Consider the following 17123-nt stretch of genomic DNA (forward strand, 5'->3'; position numbering starts at 1 on the left):
CTTTACTTCGGCATAAAGCTACGGTAACCTTGCGGGGCAATTATAACCGATTTTACCCATTTATTCAATGGACTAATCCATTATCGAATGGACAAAATTACGGTGCCATCTTTTTACCGGTGCCCAACCATAGCAATGTATTGATGATCAGCCTGCATTCGGCTTCGCTGCCGAAGGTACTGGAAAGGGTTTTATTGGTTGTATCATACTTATGCTCATAGTCCATATCGTTATGGCCCATATTGATGTATACCATTTTGTAATTCCGGTTACTCCATACCACGGGATAATAGCCGTTATGCCATATCTCGCTTTGTTTGGGCCCCGTACCCAGCGGGAAACTGCTGGAATCGATAGCACACAGGATCTGTATATCCGGATTCTGGCGCAGGTCTTTCTCCCAACGGTACCATTCGTTTGGCGATGCTTTAAAGGTTTGAGGCAGGCCTTTGGTTACCGGATGCTTTTTATTTTCTACCCGCAAAACAGCCGTTGTTGGCCGCCAGGTATTGCTGCCATATTGCCCCGATCCTAAAAACTGGTTATGATACCAGTCCCAATTTTGCGGCACGCCCGATTGGTTAAGCCCGAATGCCGCGAAATGGAATCCCAGCCAACCGCCTCCCCCTTCCATATATTGCTGAAAAGCCAGGCGCTGTGCGGCGCCCTCGGGACGGGTATCTAAAAACAATACTACTTGGTATTGCGCCAGAAATTTGGCATTCAGGTTATCCCAGTTTTTGGTTGAATCGTACTGAAAATTATATTTAACAGCCATTTTAGCAAACCATGGATTAGCCTCGTGCACATAGCTAATGTGCGCCAGATCGTTTTTGGCCGTAAAAAACGCGATGACCTTAAACTTAGGCTTTCTGCCTTGTGCAAGGCTTTGATCAATATTAAAACAGGTTATCAATAAAAAAATAATGCACAAGCTTAACTTCAGTTTGCTGATCAGGTTCATATATAGGTTAGTTTGGTTTATATAAAGGTAAAGCTATTATTCTTTACGGTTAAACGCAGATGGATCATGTTATTTAAAATCAGCAGATGAGTAAAGCGTATATGCCATGTAACCTGATCACCGTGTATAGCAATTATACTAAACGGGTAAACAACAGCAATAAAATTACTGCTGATATCAAATAGCCTTTATTTAAAAAGGCTATTTTTGTAGTATCCCAAACCATTGGTAAATGATTAAACGCTTCCCCCTGTTAATTTGTGTCCTGTTGTTTGCAACGCTTGTACGCGCGCAAACCACAAAAACGGATGCCGATACTTCAAAAACCCTTAAAACAGTTACCATCAGGGCCTACCTTTCCGATCAGCCTGTACTGAGCATTCCCGCATCGGTAAGTGTATTAAACCCGGCACAGTTAAAATTACAGGCCGATAATTCGCTGGTGCCCGCTATGAATACCATTCCGGGGGTAAAAATGGAAGAACGTTCGCCCGGGAGTTACCGCTTGTCTATCAGGGGGAGTTTGCTGCGCTCGCCATTTGGTGTGCGGGATGTAAAGGTTTATTTTGATGAGATCCCCCTCACCGATGCCGGGGGCAATACTTATTTAAATGCTATTGATATTAACAGTGTGCGCAGCCTGGAGATATTGAAAGGCCCCGACGGCAGTCTGTTTGGCGCCAACTCGGGCGGTGTGGTCATACTGCGCCCTATGGGCACTTCTGCCGATAGTAATTACGCCGCGGTAGGGTTAAACGGAGGTTCGTACGGATTGATCCATGAGAACGCTAAATTGCAAAACAGCACCGGGCGCAACCAGCTTAACATCAGCCAGGCTTACCAAAGCTATGGCGGTTATCGCGAACACAGTTATATGCAGCGCCATTATTTCCAGGCTACAGATAAATACACCATTTCGGCAAACGACCAGCTAAAAGCCCTGGCCTTATATTCCAACCTGAGCTATCAAACGCCGGGCGGTTTAACACTGGCCCAAATGCAGGCCAACCCGCAATGGTCAAGGCAGGCCACCAAAACCTTACCCAGCGCTATCGATCAGCAGATCCAGATCAGTACCAAGGTTTTTTTAGGCGGCCTGGTGAACGAGGCCAAACTGAGCGATCATCTTAAAAACGTGACGTCCCTATCAACTATGCATGTTGATTTTGCTAATCCATTTATCACCAATTACGAGCAGCGCACCGAAAACACCTACAGCCTGCGCAGCTATTTTGAACTGGCCGGCGGCGGGCAGCCATACAATTGGAAACTTAACCTGGGGCTGGAATGGCAGCAAACCAATTCGGCTATTAATAATTACGATAATAACAAGGGCGTAAAAGGGAACCCGCAAAAACTGGATAAGGTAAACAGCAACCAGCATTTCATCTTCGGGCTGTATACCGCCGACATTGACGCGCGCTTACATATTGAAGCAGCCCTAAGCCTCAATGATTATGATTACGATTTTAAAAACATTTATCCATTAAATCAGTCTGCATTTACCGATCGCGGTTTTACGCCGCAGTTGATGCCCCGCCTGGCATTATCCTACCAGTTAACTAACAATTTTATTGCACGGGCATCCGTAAGCCGGGGCTACTCTACCCCCACTACCGCCGAAGTACGCCCAACTGATAATGTGGTGAACACCAGCCTGCAGGCCCAAACCGGCTGGAACTATGAAACCGGCCTGCGTTTGCGTAATCACGATGAAACTTTACTGCTGGATGCTTCGGTGTTTTACTATCGGATAAAAAACTCCATTGTGCGCCGCCTGCATCCCGACGAAACCGAATACTACATTAATGCCGGCGGTACCAACCAAACCGGCTTTGAACTGGCCTTTACCGATTGGCTTATCCGTCAAAACCATATCCAGTTTATCCGCGGGTTGCAATTAAATACAGCCTACACGCTAAGCAGTTATTTTTTCAGGGATTACGCCGATGCTACTACCAATTACTCCGGCAACCCTTTAACGGGTGTGCCACGCCACGTAATAGTGAGCAGTTTGCAGGTTAAACTGCCGCAGCAGCTTTACGCGTTTATTCAGCATAATTATACCGCCAGCATCCCTCTAAATGATGCCCATACTGTATTTGCGCCGCAATATCACCTGCTGCAAGCCAAAGCAGGCTGGATGCATCAAATCAACTCAACAATAAAGCTTGAAATTTATGCCGGCGCCGATAATTTGCTAAACGCACGCTACAGCTTAGGCAACGATCTGAATGCTGTAGGTAGCCGGTATTTTAATCCGTCGCCATTACGTAATTACTTTGCCGGTTTTAATTTGATGTTTTAAGTGGTGGCTTTATTGTGGTGATTAACCACAGAGGTATTGTGCAGATTTAACCACAAAGGTCACAAAGAGAGGAGCCACAAAGGGCACAGAGATTTTTATTGGTTAAACAAATGACCTAATGACAGTGAAGCGAATGACCCAATGACAGCGAAGCGTAATGACTAATGACAATCAAAGTTCCATACCTTTTTCCTTTTGGCGGATAACGACCGAGTTTTGGGTATGGTCATGCGGCATCAGGACGGTAATGTGGTTAAGCAGGTTATCGTAAATAAATATTTTACGCTGTGCATCCTTCCCGGTAAAAGTAAGGCTGTAACCAAAGCGCATGATCTGTTTACGCAGGCTATCAATATAAGCGGGGTAAATAGTTTGGTAGGTTATCGTTTTTAGTTTAATACCATCGGCAGTAGTACGGTAAGCACCTATAACCATGCTTTCACCTTTTATAACTTTCTTATTTTTATCAATGCTTTGGTAGTGGGTAAGGATCTGCCCAAACTGTTCTTCCTTGTCATTTATTTTAAATTTTCCGGTTTGGATCAGGATGTTATCTGCCTGGGGCAGGCTCAGACTAACCAGGTCGGCCAGATCAGAAAATGCGATACTTTGCGCATGCGACACAGCACAGCAAAACAGTAAAAATGTGGCAACCAGGTACTTCTTCATTTAATCAGGGTGATCAAAAATAAACAAATTTTTAATATTTGGGGGTGTTTATTTACATCTGGTATGTTTAAAGTGCGTTGGGCGTTGCCTGCGGCCCAGGTTTTCCACTCATACCCCCTACAGGTTTAAACACGGGCCAATATCCGCTTCAACCCCTAACACATTCACAAATTTGTCATTGCGAGGTACGAAGCAATCGCGAATTATGCAAGACCGATTTTTGGGTGTGCGATTGCTTCGTACCTCGCAATGACATGGTGATTATATTTACGGATGATTCGTCCGCTCCGCATGTTTCAGCACATCTGCTTTGTAAAACAGCACATCTTTAAATTGCCCGTTAATGTAGCCTTCGGCCTGATCGTTAAAATGTTTGGATTGCGGGTCGAATGATTGGCCGCCGGTCATGATACTTTTCGCTTTGACCTTCGGGCCAAATTCAACGGCGGCAATAAAGCTGTTGCCCGAATAACCGTAGCGCTTTTTAGTGCCATTTATAGGCCGGCTCACAAACGATGGTAACTGACCAAACAGCGAAGACACCTGCCCTACCGGGATGCTCGGCGCGCTGTCATCAAACACACCATTGGCCGGGCGCTGGTAGCGGTTAATATCGCCCCATTGTATTTTCCAGTCGCCATAGCGGCTTTGCAGGCTTTTTACTGCGCCGGCCAAATCATCCAATAATTGTTTTGGGCTTACGGTTTTCAGCATCGCGTCCACGCGCCCGGTTTGATAGGTGCCTTCTTCTGATGATTTTGCACGTGGCAATGATTGCATTAACCGTGTCCCCCATTCAAACCCCAGTGTAGTTGCCACCGAATTAACTGCCGAACGCCTGTCCCATTGCTGCAAAACCTGTATCGGTTCTTTTAACAACGCCCGGGTGCTATCAGGGGCCGATGCATAAGCTTTAAATAATGGCGGCAGCATTACATCAAACGCCGCGAGGTATTTATCGTATCCTTTTTCAATGAGTTCATCCATCGTTATATTTTTGGCATTGCTGAATAACCTGATGGCGTTTACGGCACGATAGTTCTCGCCATCGGGGGCCATATAAGCAGGATACTTAGTTTTATCCGGACTGGCCGCTCCCGCCGAACTGAAGGGCGTGGAGTTACAATTCTGGATCCAGCCTGTTGATGGATTATAAACATGGACGATCTCGTCCTGCTTGTGCAGGCCCTGCCATTCGGTAGCCGGTGTTGTACCATCTACAGGCTGTGTCCAGTCCAGTTTGGGATCACGCTTCGGCATAAAATTACCATACCAAAAGGCGATGTTGCCCTGATCGTCGGCGTAAACGGTATTATTGGTGGCGTTATGGCCTATATCCATAGCCTTTTTATATTGGGTAAAAGTATTGGCCTTAGTAATCAGCCACGATTCCAGCAATGCCAGGTACGACCGGTTATCATTACGCAGCGCCAACCATTTGCCGTTACGCGCACCCAGCACCGGGCCATGATGCGTGTAATATCCGGTAAATGTTTTAGGGACAATCTTATCACCCTGCTTTACATTAACGGTGAGTTTGCGTTCGGTTACCAGCTTTTGCCGGCCGTCATATTCATAGTACCATTTGCCGTCCTTTTTGGTCACCTTTTCGGCATACAGGTCGCCCACATCGGCATTACTGCTGGTATGCATCCAGCCGCAGTGTTGGTTAAAGCCCTGGTAAACAAAAAACTGCCCCCAGGTAACCGCTCCGTATACGTTCAATCCCTCGTTACTTACCAATTGCACCTCGCTGCGGAAATAAAAGGGCACATGCGGATTAATGTACAACATGGCATGTTTGGAAGCCGTAACAGCCGGCGACAAGGCAAAGCCATTAGAGCCTATCTCCCGCTCGTCCATTTCATCCTGCACAGTTTTTGGTTTGGGCAAGTTTAACTTACCCATATCCATCCCCGGCTGGCCGTAAAAACGGGCGGTCTCGTTCAAACTCAACCCACCGGTTACTGTGGCCGATACGCTACCATCGGTAAACATCAGCGCGTACCAGGGCTCAAAATGTTTAAATACCAGGGGCTTTACTTCGGGATGCTTATACAGGTAATAGTTAATGCCATCCGCAAAGGCATCCATTAGTTTTTTAAACCAGGGCGGACTGGCTTTATAGTCTTTTATCGCGTCGGCGCTGTCGGCTATCATTTGCAGCTGCACATCGGTGTAAAGGTTCCCCTCACCATCTACCTCGGCCTGACGGCCCAGTTGGTACAGGTAATTGCGCTCAATCCCTTTAAAGTTATCCTCGCATTGGGTATACATCAGGCCAAATACCACCTGCGCGTCGGTTTGCGCATAGATGTGCGGCACCCCATAATTATCACGGATGATGGTAACGGCCTTGGCTTGTTGTTGATATCGGATTATCTCTTTTGGCGTAGCCTTTTGGGCAAAGCTATCAACCGGGGCCAGGAAAAGCAGAAGGATAAGTAGCTGTTTATTCATCATATATTTGGGAATATCAGCTCTAATTTATGCATTTATGGCGGGAAAGCTCTGCGGCACTTTGTAATATTGATTATACATACCTCTAAATCAGGCCCGGCCCATCGTTATGTAAAGCCTTGTGAGGATTATGCAAGATAAATATAAATTGAGGATTTAACTGGCAGGCAGAAAACAACAATCCCCGCTATGTACAGACTATCTGTAAATAGCGGGGATGCTATGATCAAATCCAAATTATCTGCTTTGCAGACGGTATATCACTTTATTTGCCCGCTGCCTTAGCATGATCGGCTAAAAAGGTAGCCAGGCCGTTATCAGTTAACGGGTGTTTCAGCAAGGCGGTAATGGCTGACAGTGGCGCGGTAATTACATCAGCGCCGATTTTAGCGCAGTTTACAATATGCATAGGGTGGCGTACCGATGCAGCCAGGATCTGCGTGGTATAACCGTAATTATCATAGATCAGGCGGATATCTTCTATTAATTGTAGGCCATCAACCGAAATATCATCTAAGCGGCCAATAAACGGCGACAGGTAAGTCGCTCCGGCTTTGGCGGCTAAAATAGCCTGCCCGGCGCTGAATACCAGTGTGCAATTGGTACGGATCCCTTTTTGTGAGAAATATTTAATAGCCTTAATACCGTCTTTTATCATAGGCACCTTAACTACAATTTGCGGGTGCAGGGCGGCAAGGGCTTCACCTTCTATCACCATTTCATCAAAAGTGGTGGCAATCACTTCGGCGCTTACATCGCCATCGGTAATTTCGCAAATAGCTTTATAGTGGGCAATTACATTATCATGGCCCGAAATACCTTCTTTAGCCATCAGGGAAGGGTTGGTGGTTACACCATCAAGTACACCAAGCTCATGTGCCTCTTTAATATGGGCAAGGTTGGCAGTATCAATAAAAAATTTCATGTAGGGAACTGTTAATTGTGTGCAATCGATTGAATGGCGCGAATATCAGCACTGCTGAACAGAAAACCAAATATAAAGGCACAAAAAATGGGTAAGCTACTTCTATCGCACCGCTCAACCTTCTACCCTTGCTGTGTTCCCACCCTGGGGGAGTTCAAAAGGAGCTGGTCGTAAAAGACTTACCCACCGCAAATATAGCAAAAAAGGCGGGGCAGGGTTAAATAATTGTGAAATTATTGGGATGGCGCAATTAATCAACTAATAGTGAGTGGATTTAAATTGCATTTGGCGGGGATGCCATAAACAGCAAAGCCCCCGGTTTTAGCCGGGGACTTTGTTGTAATATCAACTGTATTGATCAGGCGAATCCTACAAGATAATCGCCATAATCGTAAGCGACTGAATGGATGTCGTCATAACCGGCTATGCTAAGATAATAGCCATCAATAGGGTTGCCGTAAAATGCACCTATAGAAAAGGAGTGCCCTACATCAGCAAAACCACCATAGGTATCGCCAATGTACACCACCGTGTTTGTGGTTGTATCCGCAAAAACAGAATACCAGATGCCCGAATACATATCCTGGAAATCACCAACTTCAATAGTGTCGCTAAGATTGTGAACTTTAAACTTACCGGCTGTTAAGTTGCTGTTTTTTAAATGCATTGCCCGGTGATTGGTTGTAAAAGAGAACAAAAATGGCAACACAAGCATCATTAACACTACAATAGGAAACATTTGCTTTTTCATGAGATCAAAGGGTTTAAGTGAAGTTATTAACTAAAGTTAAATGAAATTTTTCTTAAAAAGCAAATTCAATCGTGCATTATGAGTTTTTATAATAACGGAAACTTAAATAAAGCAAAGTGCTTATAACTGGCTGGAATACAACAATAACGTAAAAGCCCATTATGCGTTTATAATAAGCATAACGGCCTTTACTGATATAAATAGGCATTCATTTGCAAATCTGCAGATCCCCGCATGTGCACATTCACTACGCCGCCCGCTGGAACGGGCTTGCCTTAACCGGTTCTATCATATAGTTGGTCATCAATTCCTTTTCAGTCATGATCATGCTGAAATCGTTATAAATAACGCCGCCTTCAAACGGATAAACGATGTAGCCGCGTTTGTTGGCATCGTATTCGCCAAGTTCAAAAACCTCTTCCTGTGTTTTGCCTTTTATTTTAGCGCCTTGCACTAACTGATAGGCATCTTTTATATCGTTAAAACTGATGTTTTTCATGGTATACATGCCTATACAATTATTTTGCCAGTTTAGGTTAAAGGCGAGAGGTAAAAGGCGAAAGGTAGCACGAAAACCAACATAGATTAAAGATCTTTAACCTTTTACCTCTCGCCTTTTACCTTTATAAAAACCAATTAAATAAGTCGTTTTGAGATAATGCAGCCTTTTTTTCGGCAGCCAAATCGTGCAGGATGGCACCTTCGCTCATCTGAATAATACGGTTGCCGTAGGTAAAAGCATCCTTTAAATTATGGGTGACCAGTATTGCGGTCAGTTTAAAATCTTTCACCAATCTATCGGCCGTTTGCATCACTACCTGGGCCGAGCGGGGATCGAGCGCGGCAGAGGGTTCATCCAGCAAAAGGATCTTACCATCATCCATCACGCTCATCAGCAGGGTAAGCGCCTGGCGTTGCCCACCGCTGAGGGCGCCCATCAACTGATCGGTTTTGTTTTCGAGGCCCATATTCAGCAAAGCTATTTTGTCTTTTACCTCTTGCTTAAAAGCATCGGTAACCCCAACGCCAAAGCCTTTAGTTTTAGTGCGCAAGGCAGCAAGACGAAAGTTATCCAATATACTGAGATCGGGCGCGGTACCGCTCAATGGATTTTGAAATACCCGGGCTATCCATTTACTGCGTTGATGATCGGCCAGTTTGGTTACATCCGTACCATCAATAATAATTTTGCCGCCGGTAGGCAAGATGCTGCCTGCAATTAGATTTAACAGGGTGGATTTACCCGATCCATTCGATCCCACAATAATCACATACTCACCGGCTGTAATATGCAGATCGATCCCGTTAACGGCCTTCACCTGGTTAGGCTTGCCTTTATTAAATGTTTTATGGAGTGATGTAATCCGGATCATGCCGCCCTCCCTAATAAACGTGGTATGCCTACAATCAACAATACAAATAAGGCCGTAACAGCTTTCAGATAAATGGCATCAACGCCACTGCTTAACGTTAATGCCAGCACCAACTGAAAAACAACAGCGCCCCCCAGCACCAGGGCCAAACTTCCCCAAACCGACGTAATGCGCAGCCAGTTGATCATCGTTTCGGCAATAATAACCGAGCCGAGGCCCGCTATTACCACCCCTATCCCCATACCTATATCCGCGAAGCCCTGCAACTGGGTAATCAGGTAACCGCTTAGCGCCGTCAGCGCGTTGGCCAGCGCCAGGCCGGTGATCTTCATTTTATCGGTATTTACACCCAACGCCCTAACCATGCTTTCGCTATTGCCGGTAGCACGCATGGCTATACCGAAATCGGTTTTTAACAGGTAGCCTATCAGTAGCGTAACCATAGCTATAAAGGCCGACAGGATCCAAAAAGTATTATAGTTAGCATCGGCACTGATATTCACCAGCGTAAATAACGACGGCAGATCGATCAGCGGTAAATTAGACCGCCCCATTATGGTGAGGTTGACCGAGTATAGCGCCGTCATGACCAGGATGCCCGCCAGCAAGGCGTTTATTTTTAATTTGGTATGGATAAGCCCTGTCAGCGCCCCGGCAAGCGCACCAGCCGCAATCACTACCGGCAAAATCATGTAAACAGGCTGCTGGTGTGTCAGCATAATGGCCGTAACGGCCCCACCGAGTGTATAACTCCCGTCGGTAGTAATATCGGGGATGTTAAAAATTTTCATGGAAATATAGATCCCCAACGCCAGGGCGCCGTAGCAAAGGCCTTGTAATAACGCGGTGAGGTAAAAATCCATTATTTAACTGCCTGAAAATTTGCAGGGATAGCAATATGATATTTAGCAGCAACAGCGGCATTATATACCCGTTTTCTGACCTTCACCATCTCGGTTGTTAAACCGGTGGTATCGCGGTTTTTCAGGTATTGGGCGGCCTGTTCGCCGGCCTGGTAACCCCATTGGTACATATCGGCGCCAAAGGCAGCCACCGCGCCACGCTTAACCAAACCGGCTTCGCTGGTAAAAATGGGCACATATTTTTGGTTGCAGCTTTTTACAATGGTCTCAAACGACGAGAAAACAATATTATCCGGTAAGGCAAAAAAGGCATCGATGTTTTTATTCAATAAGGATTGGGTAACCAGTTGCGCGTCGGACGAGGTAACTACCGGAGTAGCCAGTATGGTGATGTTGTTTTTATCAGCTAAAGCCTGTATCAGCCGCAAGGCATCAGCCGATTGCGGTTCGGCATCGTTGTAAACTATACCGATAGTCAGTTTGCCCATTTTGGGTTTCAGTAACTGCGGGATCAGCAAAAAAGAGGTGTCAATATAATTCAGGTCTTCCACAGCCCCATACAGGTTTTTGGGCAGGTTACCGTTCTTATCCATCACCTTCATACGTTCGGGAGTTGGCGATACCATAGCAAAAACGGGAATAGTGCTGGTTTTTTGCACTGCGGCCAGGGTGGCTAAAGTGGTACATGTGGCTAAAATATCAACCGGTTTATGTATAAAGTAATTGGCTATTTGTACCACGTTGGGTATACTGCCCTGCGCATTGCGGTATTCAATTTTCACGGTATGATCGGCTTCGCTGTAACCGCTTTTTTTTAACGCGTCGGTAAAGCCGGTACGGGCCTGCGCTATGGTAGCATCCTCAAATGCATCGATAAAACCTACAACAGGCACTTTTTTATTGGCCGGTGAACAGCCGGCAATTAAATAAACAGCAAAAATAAAGGCGATGTTTCTAAGCAGTTTCATGCAGGCTAAGTTAAATAATTTGTCTGTAACCCAAATTTAGGGAAATATAGAATTTACAATAGATAAATATAGGCCGCATGTCGTTGATCACCGCAGCAGAAACGATCATTAACAAAAAGAAAGCCCTGCAATGTTTCCAAAGCAGGGCTTATATAATAAGAGTTAATTAAGGGCTTTAAGCTACCATCATGTTATTTACCATCATGCTGATATCGGCGCGGTTGCCGTTAAGGTTTGATAGCATATTACCCACCGCAAATTCCTGTTCTTCGCCGCTTTTTGATTGCTGTACCAATTGCTGCAATACACCAGGGATCAGCATTTCGGCTGTTTTGTGGGCAGCTTCAGGTTCAACCCCATAAAACTTGTTTAGTTTATTGGCGAAGCGGTTTACCATACTTGCTATTAATGCCGTGCTGTAAATACCCGAGTATTTGAAAAATTTGATCAGGTCATTTATTTTTCCACTTTCCATCTGATTCTTCAGCACCTCAATAATTGAGCTGGAAGCTTCAATGATCACTGCATCACGATCCTTGGCAGCGATTACCGGATTGTCAATAACAGCCGTCCCGGCGTTATTTTTTACAAGCAAAAACAGTTTTTCAAACATGGTGTCTTTTGTTTTTAAGGTCGATTAATAAAATGATTAAAAAATCTATCTTTATTTATCAATAAGACAAAGATAGTAATTAAAAGTTTTAATATTCAAAATATATGTCAAAATAATTTCAAAATATCGCAAATCAGATGGTGTATTTTAAACACTATGGTAAAGTGTTATAGCTACACTTAGGAGCAGTGTTAATCAGACACTTAGCAAAATGTGTATCAAACACACAATTAGGGACGGTTTATAACAAAACAATGTCAGATTTTAAAAAACAATAATGCAGGTTTGGGCATTAATTTGTTTATTTGATACAAATACTTCAATTATGCTGCCAAACATCGATTTTACAACTACCAACGCCTATAAATATTTAACGGATCATTTTATAGATATCGCGTCTATTGACCTTAAAGCCTTATTTAAAGCTGATAATGAGCGCTTTAAAAAATTCTCTATCCAGTTTGAAGATATCCTGGTTGACTATTCAAAAAACCGCGTTACCGACGAAACCCTTGCGCTGTTGATTCAACTGGCCAGGGAGTGTAGGTTAAAAGATGCAGTGGAGGCTATGTTTAACGGCGAAAAGATTAACGTTACCGAGGGCCGGCAGGTACTCCATACCGCCCTGCGCAACCAAACTAATCAGCCGGTGTTGGTTGATGGTAAGGACGTTATGCCCGATGTAAACGCGGTGCTGCAGCAAATGAAAACTTTTAGCGAAGCTGTAATTAGTGGTACCTGGAAGGGCTATACCGGCAAGCCAATTACCGATGTGGTAAACATTGGTATTGGTGGCTCGGACCTGGGCCCGGTGATGGTTACCGAAGCTTTAAAGCCATACAAAACCCGGCTTAACCTGCACTTTGTATCCAACGTGGATGGTACCCATATCGCGGAAACGCTGAAAGGACTTGATCCCGAAACTACCATGTTCCTGATTGCCAGTAAAACCTTTACCACTCAGGAGACGATGGCCAACGCCCACTCGGCCCGCGACTGGTTCCTGGCTGCAGGTGCAAAGGATGCTGATGTAGCCAAGCATTTCGCGGCCCTATCTACCAATTCAAAGGCCGTTGAAGCTTTTGGTATTGATACCGCCAATATGTTTGTATTTTGGGATTGGGTTGGCGGCCGCTACTCGCTGTGGAGCGCTATTGGCCTATCCATTGCCCTAAGCATTGGTTTCGACAATTTTAACGAACTGTTGGCCGGCGCCCATGCCATGGATGTACATTTCCGTACGGCTGAGTTTGAGGAGAACATCCCTGTGATACTGGCGCTGAATGGCATTTGGTATAACAATTTCTTCGAAGCCGAAACCGAGGCTATCCTGCCGTACGACCAATACATGCACCGCTTTGCTGCCTACTTTCAACAAGGCGATATGGAAAGTAACGGCAAATCAACCGACCGTAACGGCAAGGCTTTGGAATACCAAACCGGCCCTATTATTTGGGGCGAACCGGGTACTAACGGTCAGCACGCATTTTACCAATTGATACACCAGGGCAGTAAATTGATCCCCTGCGATTTTATAGCGCCTGCACAATCGCACAATCCGCTGGGCGAACACCATACCATGTTGCTCTCTAACTTCTTCGCGCAAACCGAAGCGCTGATGAACGGTAAAACTTATGATGAGGTTGTAGCCGAACTAAAAGCCAGCGGAAAAAGTGATGCGGAGATTGAGAAACTGGCACCATTTAAAGTATTTGAGGGTAACCGCCCAACCAATTCTATCCTGGTTAAAAAGATCACCCCGCGCAGCCTGGGTTCGCTGATTGCCATGTATGAGCATAAAATATTTGTTCAGGGCATTGTTTGGAATATTTACAGCTTTGACCAATGGGGTGTTGAACTCGGCAAGCAATTAGCCGGTAAAATATTACCAGAGCTAAAGGGCGATGGGGAAGTAACATCGCATGATGCATCGACTAATGGGTTGATTAATTTGTATAAGGCTTGGCGGTAAGGGGTTTGGCTAAAGCCAAAGACTTTTGCTTTACTATCCGTTGGCTAAAGCCAACGGCAATGAATAGAACGAAGCAAGGAAATTCATTGCCGTCCCATTTATGGGACGGATAAAAAGGCATTAACTAAATGGCTTTAGCCAAACTGAACATCGAGAATAGAAGTTTGGCTAAAGCCAAGAACCTTGCTTTGCTATCCCGTTGGCTGAAGCCAACGGCAATGAATAGAACGAAGCAAGGAAATTCATTGCCGCCCCATTTATGGGACGGATAAACAGGCGTTAACTATTGGCTTTAGCCAAACTAAACTTTACACAAGCGTAAATTTCATTCATATATCAAACCATGTCATTTGTAAAGATCTGGATTCATTTAGTTTTCGCGACAAAAAACCGCGAGCCGTTATTGAAAAATGAATTCAGGTACGATGTATATAAGCACATTGCTGAAAATTGCTTAGCCAAAGACATTTTTTTACAAGCTATTAATGGTTATACAGATCACATACATTGCCTTATTTCGTTAGGTAAAGATCAAACTGTTGCCAAAATAAGTCAGCTTATTAAAGGCGAATCATCATTCTGGATCAACCAAAATAGTTTTCTTGCCGATAAATTTAGCTGGCAGGACGATTACTTTGCTGTTTCGATAAGCGAATCGCAGGTTGCAGCAGTTGTCGGTTACATTAAAAACCAGGAGAAACATCATTCAAAAAAGTCATTTGCTGAAGAAGTGGATGAGTTTATGAGAAGGTACGGCTGGGAGATTATTAAAGATTAACATGTTCTTTAGAGTAGAATCCATCCCCAAAAAACACTTCATCGGTAAACAGTTCACTATGTCGTTCACCCAAAACAAAACCTTTAAACTGTGGCAAAGCTTTATGCCCCGGCGTAAGGAAATTCAAAACAGCATCGGCACCGATCTGTACTCCATGGAAGTTTATCCCGCGGGATACTTTAAACAATTTAATCCAGCTGTTGAGTTTGAAAAATGGGCGGCTGTAGAAGTAAAGAATCTGGAGGCTGTACCCGCCGATATGGAAACCTTAACCGCACCAGCAGGGCAATATGCTGTATTTTTACATGTGGGGCCAGCCAGCAACGGACCGCAGACCTATCAATATATCTTTCAAACCTGGTTGCCAAATTCAGCCTACTTATTGGATGACCGGCCACATTTTGCCGTTATGGGCGAAAAGTATAAACAGGAAGACCCAAATTCGGAGGAAGAGATCTGGATCCCGGTTAAACCCAGGTAGCTTTTATCTAAGTATTTTACCATGCACCCTGATTCCAATGACCGGGATTAGCTTTGTGAAAAAATGCACGAAGACAAAAGGATTAATTATTTAATAATCAGCGTATCCACAATAGCGGTTTTATCAGAATTATCCGAGTTGTAGAACTTAAGGTAATAAGTACCTGCAGTGGCTGCTTTAAATTTATAAGTAACTGAATTGGGGCCGCCTGGAGATACGGAGGCGGTATCAGGCACGTTGGTTAAAGCAAACAACCTGATGAATTTGGTATTATCGGATGTAGAATCCTTCAGATGATCAAACTTTGTAGTGCCTGCTGTATTTTGCCATATAATACTAAAAGTAAGCTCCTGGTTAACCGATCCTGTGGTAGGCCCGTTAACCCCGGCTATGGTGCTTTGTACCAGTTTACTTTCAGCCTTTTTTTGCACGCCATCATCTTTCTTGCAACCCGCGGTTATGCTGAGCAAGGCAAACAAGACAGTACAATATCTTAAATATTTATTCATTAATAACGGCGCGGTAAGCTGCTGATTTATTTAAAATAAAGGTAGCAGTATTTATATTAATTATACGTCGGTAAAATGTAAATAGTTTGTTGGCCTGTAATTATTTATATAAAACTAATTGCTTATCTTAGTCAGGCACCCAACACCTATACATTTTTATGAAAAAAATATATCTTTTGGCTATTATAGCTCTGTTAAGCACCGCCGCCATGGCACAAAAAGTGAAGCCGGTAATAAAAGCAGGCACTGCTGCTGCTATGGACCTGGACTACCACGGACAGCCTTTGCAATTAGGCATACTTGTTAAAAGTATGGGCGATGTGATTAATATCGACTGGAATGTATCCGGCAGCGGTGGCACCTTTGCCATGAAAGCCAAAGCGCTGGAAAACGGAACCAAATTTGGCGGCGACCAACCAACACCGGATGCAGTTACTGCATTAACCGATGAGGAAACTTTTATGTGCATTTCCAAATCGGCCTATCAAAGCCTGGTAAAAAACAAAACGTTTATCTACAGCGGACTTACCTATGTAGTTAAAGATAACGCCGATGGCTTTAAAATTGGCGGCCAGGTTATGGACGCCACTTTTGCAGCAACAGCCGATGGAAAAACATCCCTATGGATCTTAAACAATCCCGATTTCCCGCTTACTTTAGCCATGAAAGGCAGTTCGGGCGGAATAGATTATTCGTTTACCGATCTGAAATAATTACACGTTAAAAGTCCAGCTGTTTAATACTGGGATAGCATGGTGCGCCGTCATATCAAATTGTACGGGCACTACTGACGCGTAGTGGTTATCCAGCGCCCACGAGTCGGTATCCTGCCCGTTATCGTTTAACTGGAACACCCCTGTAAGCCAGTAATAGGAGCGTTTATAAGGGTCAACCCGTTCATCAAATTCTTCGGCCCACTTGGCGTTGGCCTGGCGGCAGATCTTAATGCCTTTAATATGCGGGGTATTAGGAAAGTTTACGTTCAGCAAGGTACCCACAGGCAAACCATTTTGTAATACCTGCTGGGCAATTTCCTTTACATATTTTAAACAATGGCTAAAATTAGCCTGCATGGTGTAATCATCCAGCGAAAAACCAATGGATGGAATGCTTTCGATAGCCCCTTCAACCGCTGCAGACATGGTGCCCGAATACAGCACATTGATGCCGTTGTTTAAACCATGGTTAATGCCCGATACGCACAAATCGGGCTTTTTACCTTTAAACACCCGGGTAACGGCCAGTTTCACACAATCAACAGGTGTGCCCGAGCAGCGGTACATCTCTACATCCTCATACACTTCCTCCCTATCTAAACGTAGCGGCTTGCCAATGGTAATAGCGTGCCCCATGCCCGATTGCGGGCTATCGGGCGCAACCACAACCACATTCCCAAGCTCTTTCATTACATCAATCAGGGCCTTAATACCGGGAGCGGTTATGCCGTCGTCGTTTACAACAAGTATGGTAGGTTGGGTTTTCATGGTGC

General features: G+C 44.6%; 17 protein-coding genes and 1 other RNA gene. 5 read left to right on the plus strand and 13 right to left on the minus strand.

The features are described 5' to 3' along the window. Positions 1-97: 97 nt before the first annotated feature. On the minus strand, positions 98-964 hold the full coding sequence (locus tag AC07M6_RS12270) for a ThuA domain-containing protein (protein WP_494889766.1): 867 nt from the start codon (positions 962-964) through the stop codon (positions 98-100). Between the two features lie 232 nt (positions 965-1196). Here AC07M6_RS12270 and AC07M6_RS12275 point away from each other — a divergent pair, with 232 nt between their 5' ends. Continuing rightward, on the plus strand, positions 1197-3272 hold the full coding sequence (locus AC07M6_RS12275) for a TonB-dependent receptor (protein ID WP_494889768.1): 2076 nt from the start codon (positions 1197-1199) through the stop codon (positions 3270-3272). A gap of 171 nt (positions 3273-3443) precedes the next feature. Here the strand turns inward: AC07M6_RS12275 and AC07M6_RS12280 are convergent, their stop codons facing one another. The 10 genes from AC07M6_RS12280 to AC07M6_RS12325 form a co-directional block, all read right to left on the minus strand. Continuing rightward, positions 3444-3941, minus strand: coding sequence for a hypothetical protein (locus tag AC07M6_RS12280; RefSeq protein ID WP_494889769.1), 498 nt, complete (start codon positions 3939-3941; stop codon positions 3444-3446). 267 nt (positions 3942-4208) lie between these two features. Then, positions 4209-6404 (minus strand): penicillin acylase family protein, encoded by a 2196-nt coding sequence (locus AC07M6_RS12285; protein ID WP_494889771.1) that lies wholly within the window; start codon positions 6402-6404, stop codon positions 4209-4211. Between the two features lie 262 nt (positions 6405-6666). Beyond that, entirely contained in the window at positions 6667-7326 is a 660-nt protein-coding gene (gene fsa / locus AC07M6_RS12290) for a fructose-6-phosphate aldolase (RefSeq protein ID WP_494889773.1), read from the minus strand. A gap of 86 nt (positions 7327-7412) precedes the next feature. Next, an RNA gene (ffs, locus tag AC07M6_RS12295) (signal recognition particle sRNA small type) lies at positions 7413-7511 on the minus strand. A 173-nt stretch (positions 7512-7684) separates the two neighbouring features. Next, positions 7685-8077 carry a hypothetical protein gene (locus AC07M6_RS12300; protein ID WP_494889774.1) on the minus strand — a complete coding sequence of 131 codons (393 nt, stop codon included), beginning with the start codon at positions 8075-8077 and terminating at the stop codon, positions 7685-7687. 247 nt (positions 8078-8324) lie between these two features. Beyond that, positions 8325-8576 (minus strand): hypothetical protein, encoded by a 252-nt coding sequence (locus tag AC07M6_RS12305; protein ID WP_494889776.1) that lies wholly within the window; start codon positions 8574-8576, stop codon positions 8325-8327. Positions 8577-8700: 124 nt separating this feature from the next. After that, positions 8701-9450: an ABC transporter ATP-binding protein gene (locus AC07M6_RS12310; protein ID WP_494889777.1), complete on the minus strand. Its 750-nt coding sequence runs from the start codon at positions 9448-9450 to the stop codon at positions 8701-8703. Then, positions 9447-10313 carry an ABC transporter permease gene (locus AC07M6_RS12315; RefSeq protein ID WP_494889779.1) on the minus strand — a complete coding sequence of 289 codons (867 nt, stop codon included), beginning with the start codon at positions 10311-10313 and terminating at the stop codon, positions 9447-9449. Before AC07M6_RS12315 ends, AC07M6_RS12310 begins: the two co-directional genes overlap by 4 nt. Beyond that, positions 10313-11281, minus strand: a complete 969-nt coding sequence (locus tag AC07M6_RS12320; RefSeq protein WP_494889780.1) for an ABC transporter substrate-binding protein — start codon at positions 11279-11281, stop codon at positions 10313-10315. Before AC07M6_RS12320 ends, AC07M6_RS12315 begins: the two co-directional genes overlap by 1 nt. A 175-nt stretch (positions 11282-11456) precedes the next feature. Then, positions 11457-11894 (minus strand): hypothetical protein, encoded by a 438-nt coding sequence (locus tag AC07M6_RS12325; protein WP_494889782.1) that lies wholly within the window; start codon positions 11892-11894, stop codon positions 11457-11459. Between the two features lie 325 nt (positions 11895-12219). On the opposite strand from AC07M6_RS12325, the gene pgi reads away from it, so the two are divergent. The 3 genes from pgi (at position 12220) to AC07M6_RS12340 (ending at position 15125) form a co-directional block, all read left to right on the plus strand. Further along, a complete protein-coding gene (pgi, locus tag AC07M6_RS12330; RefSeq protein WP_494889784.1) occupies positions 12220-13866 on the plus strand; it encodes a glucose-6-phosphate isomerase in 1647 nt (548 codons plus the stop codon). A 343-nt stretch (positions 13867-14209) separates the two neighbouring features. Further along, positions 14210-14644: an IS200/IS605 family transposase gene (tnpA, locus tag AC07M6_RS12335; protein WP_494889786.1), complete on the plus strand. Its 435-nt coding sequence runs from the start codon at positions 14210-14212 to the stop codon at positions 14642-14644. A gap of 1 nt (position 14645) precedes the next feature. Then, positions 14646-15125 carry a GyrI-like domain-containing protein gene (locus tag AC07M6_RS12340; protein WP_494889788.1) on the plus strand — a complete coding sequence of 160 codons (480 nt, stop codon included), beginning with the start codon at positions 14646-14648 and terminating at the stop codon, positions 15123-15125. Positions 15126-15211: 86 nt separating this feature from the next. Here AC07M6_RS12340 and AC07M6_RS12345 read toward each other — a convergent pair whose 3' ends face one another. Next, the gene (locus tag AC07M6_RS12345; RefSeq protein ID WP_494889790.1) at positions 15212-15634 is read right to left on the minus strand and encodes a hypothetical protein; all 423 of its coding nucleotides are present in this window, start codon (positions 15632-15634) and stop codon (positions 15212-15214) included. Positions 15635-15792: 158 nt separating this feature from the next. Between AC07M6_RS12345 and AC07M6_RS12350 the strand changes: the two genes are divergently transcribed. Then, entirely contained in the window at positions 15793-16347 is a 555-nt protein-coding gene (locus tag AC07M6_RS12350; protein WP_494889792.1) for a hypothetical protein, read from the plus strand. Here the strand turns inward: AC07M6_RS12350 and surE are convergent, their stop codons facing one another. Continuing rightward, positions 16348-17118, minus strand: coding sequence for a 5'/3'-nucleotidase SurE (surE, locus tag AC07M6_RS12355; protein WP_494889794.1), 771 nt, complete (start codon positions 17116-17118; stop codon positions 16348-16350). Positions 17119-17123: the final 5 nt, after the last annotated feature.

It is taken from the genome of Mucilaginibacter sp. GW821-FHT07H05 (assembly GCF_059418485.1).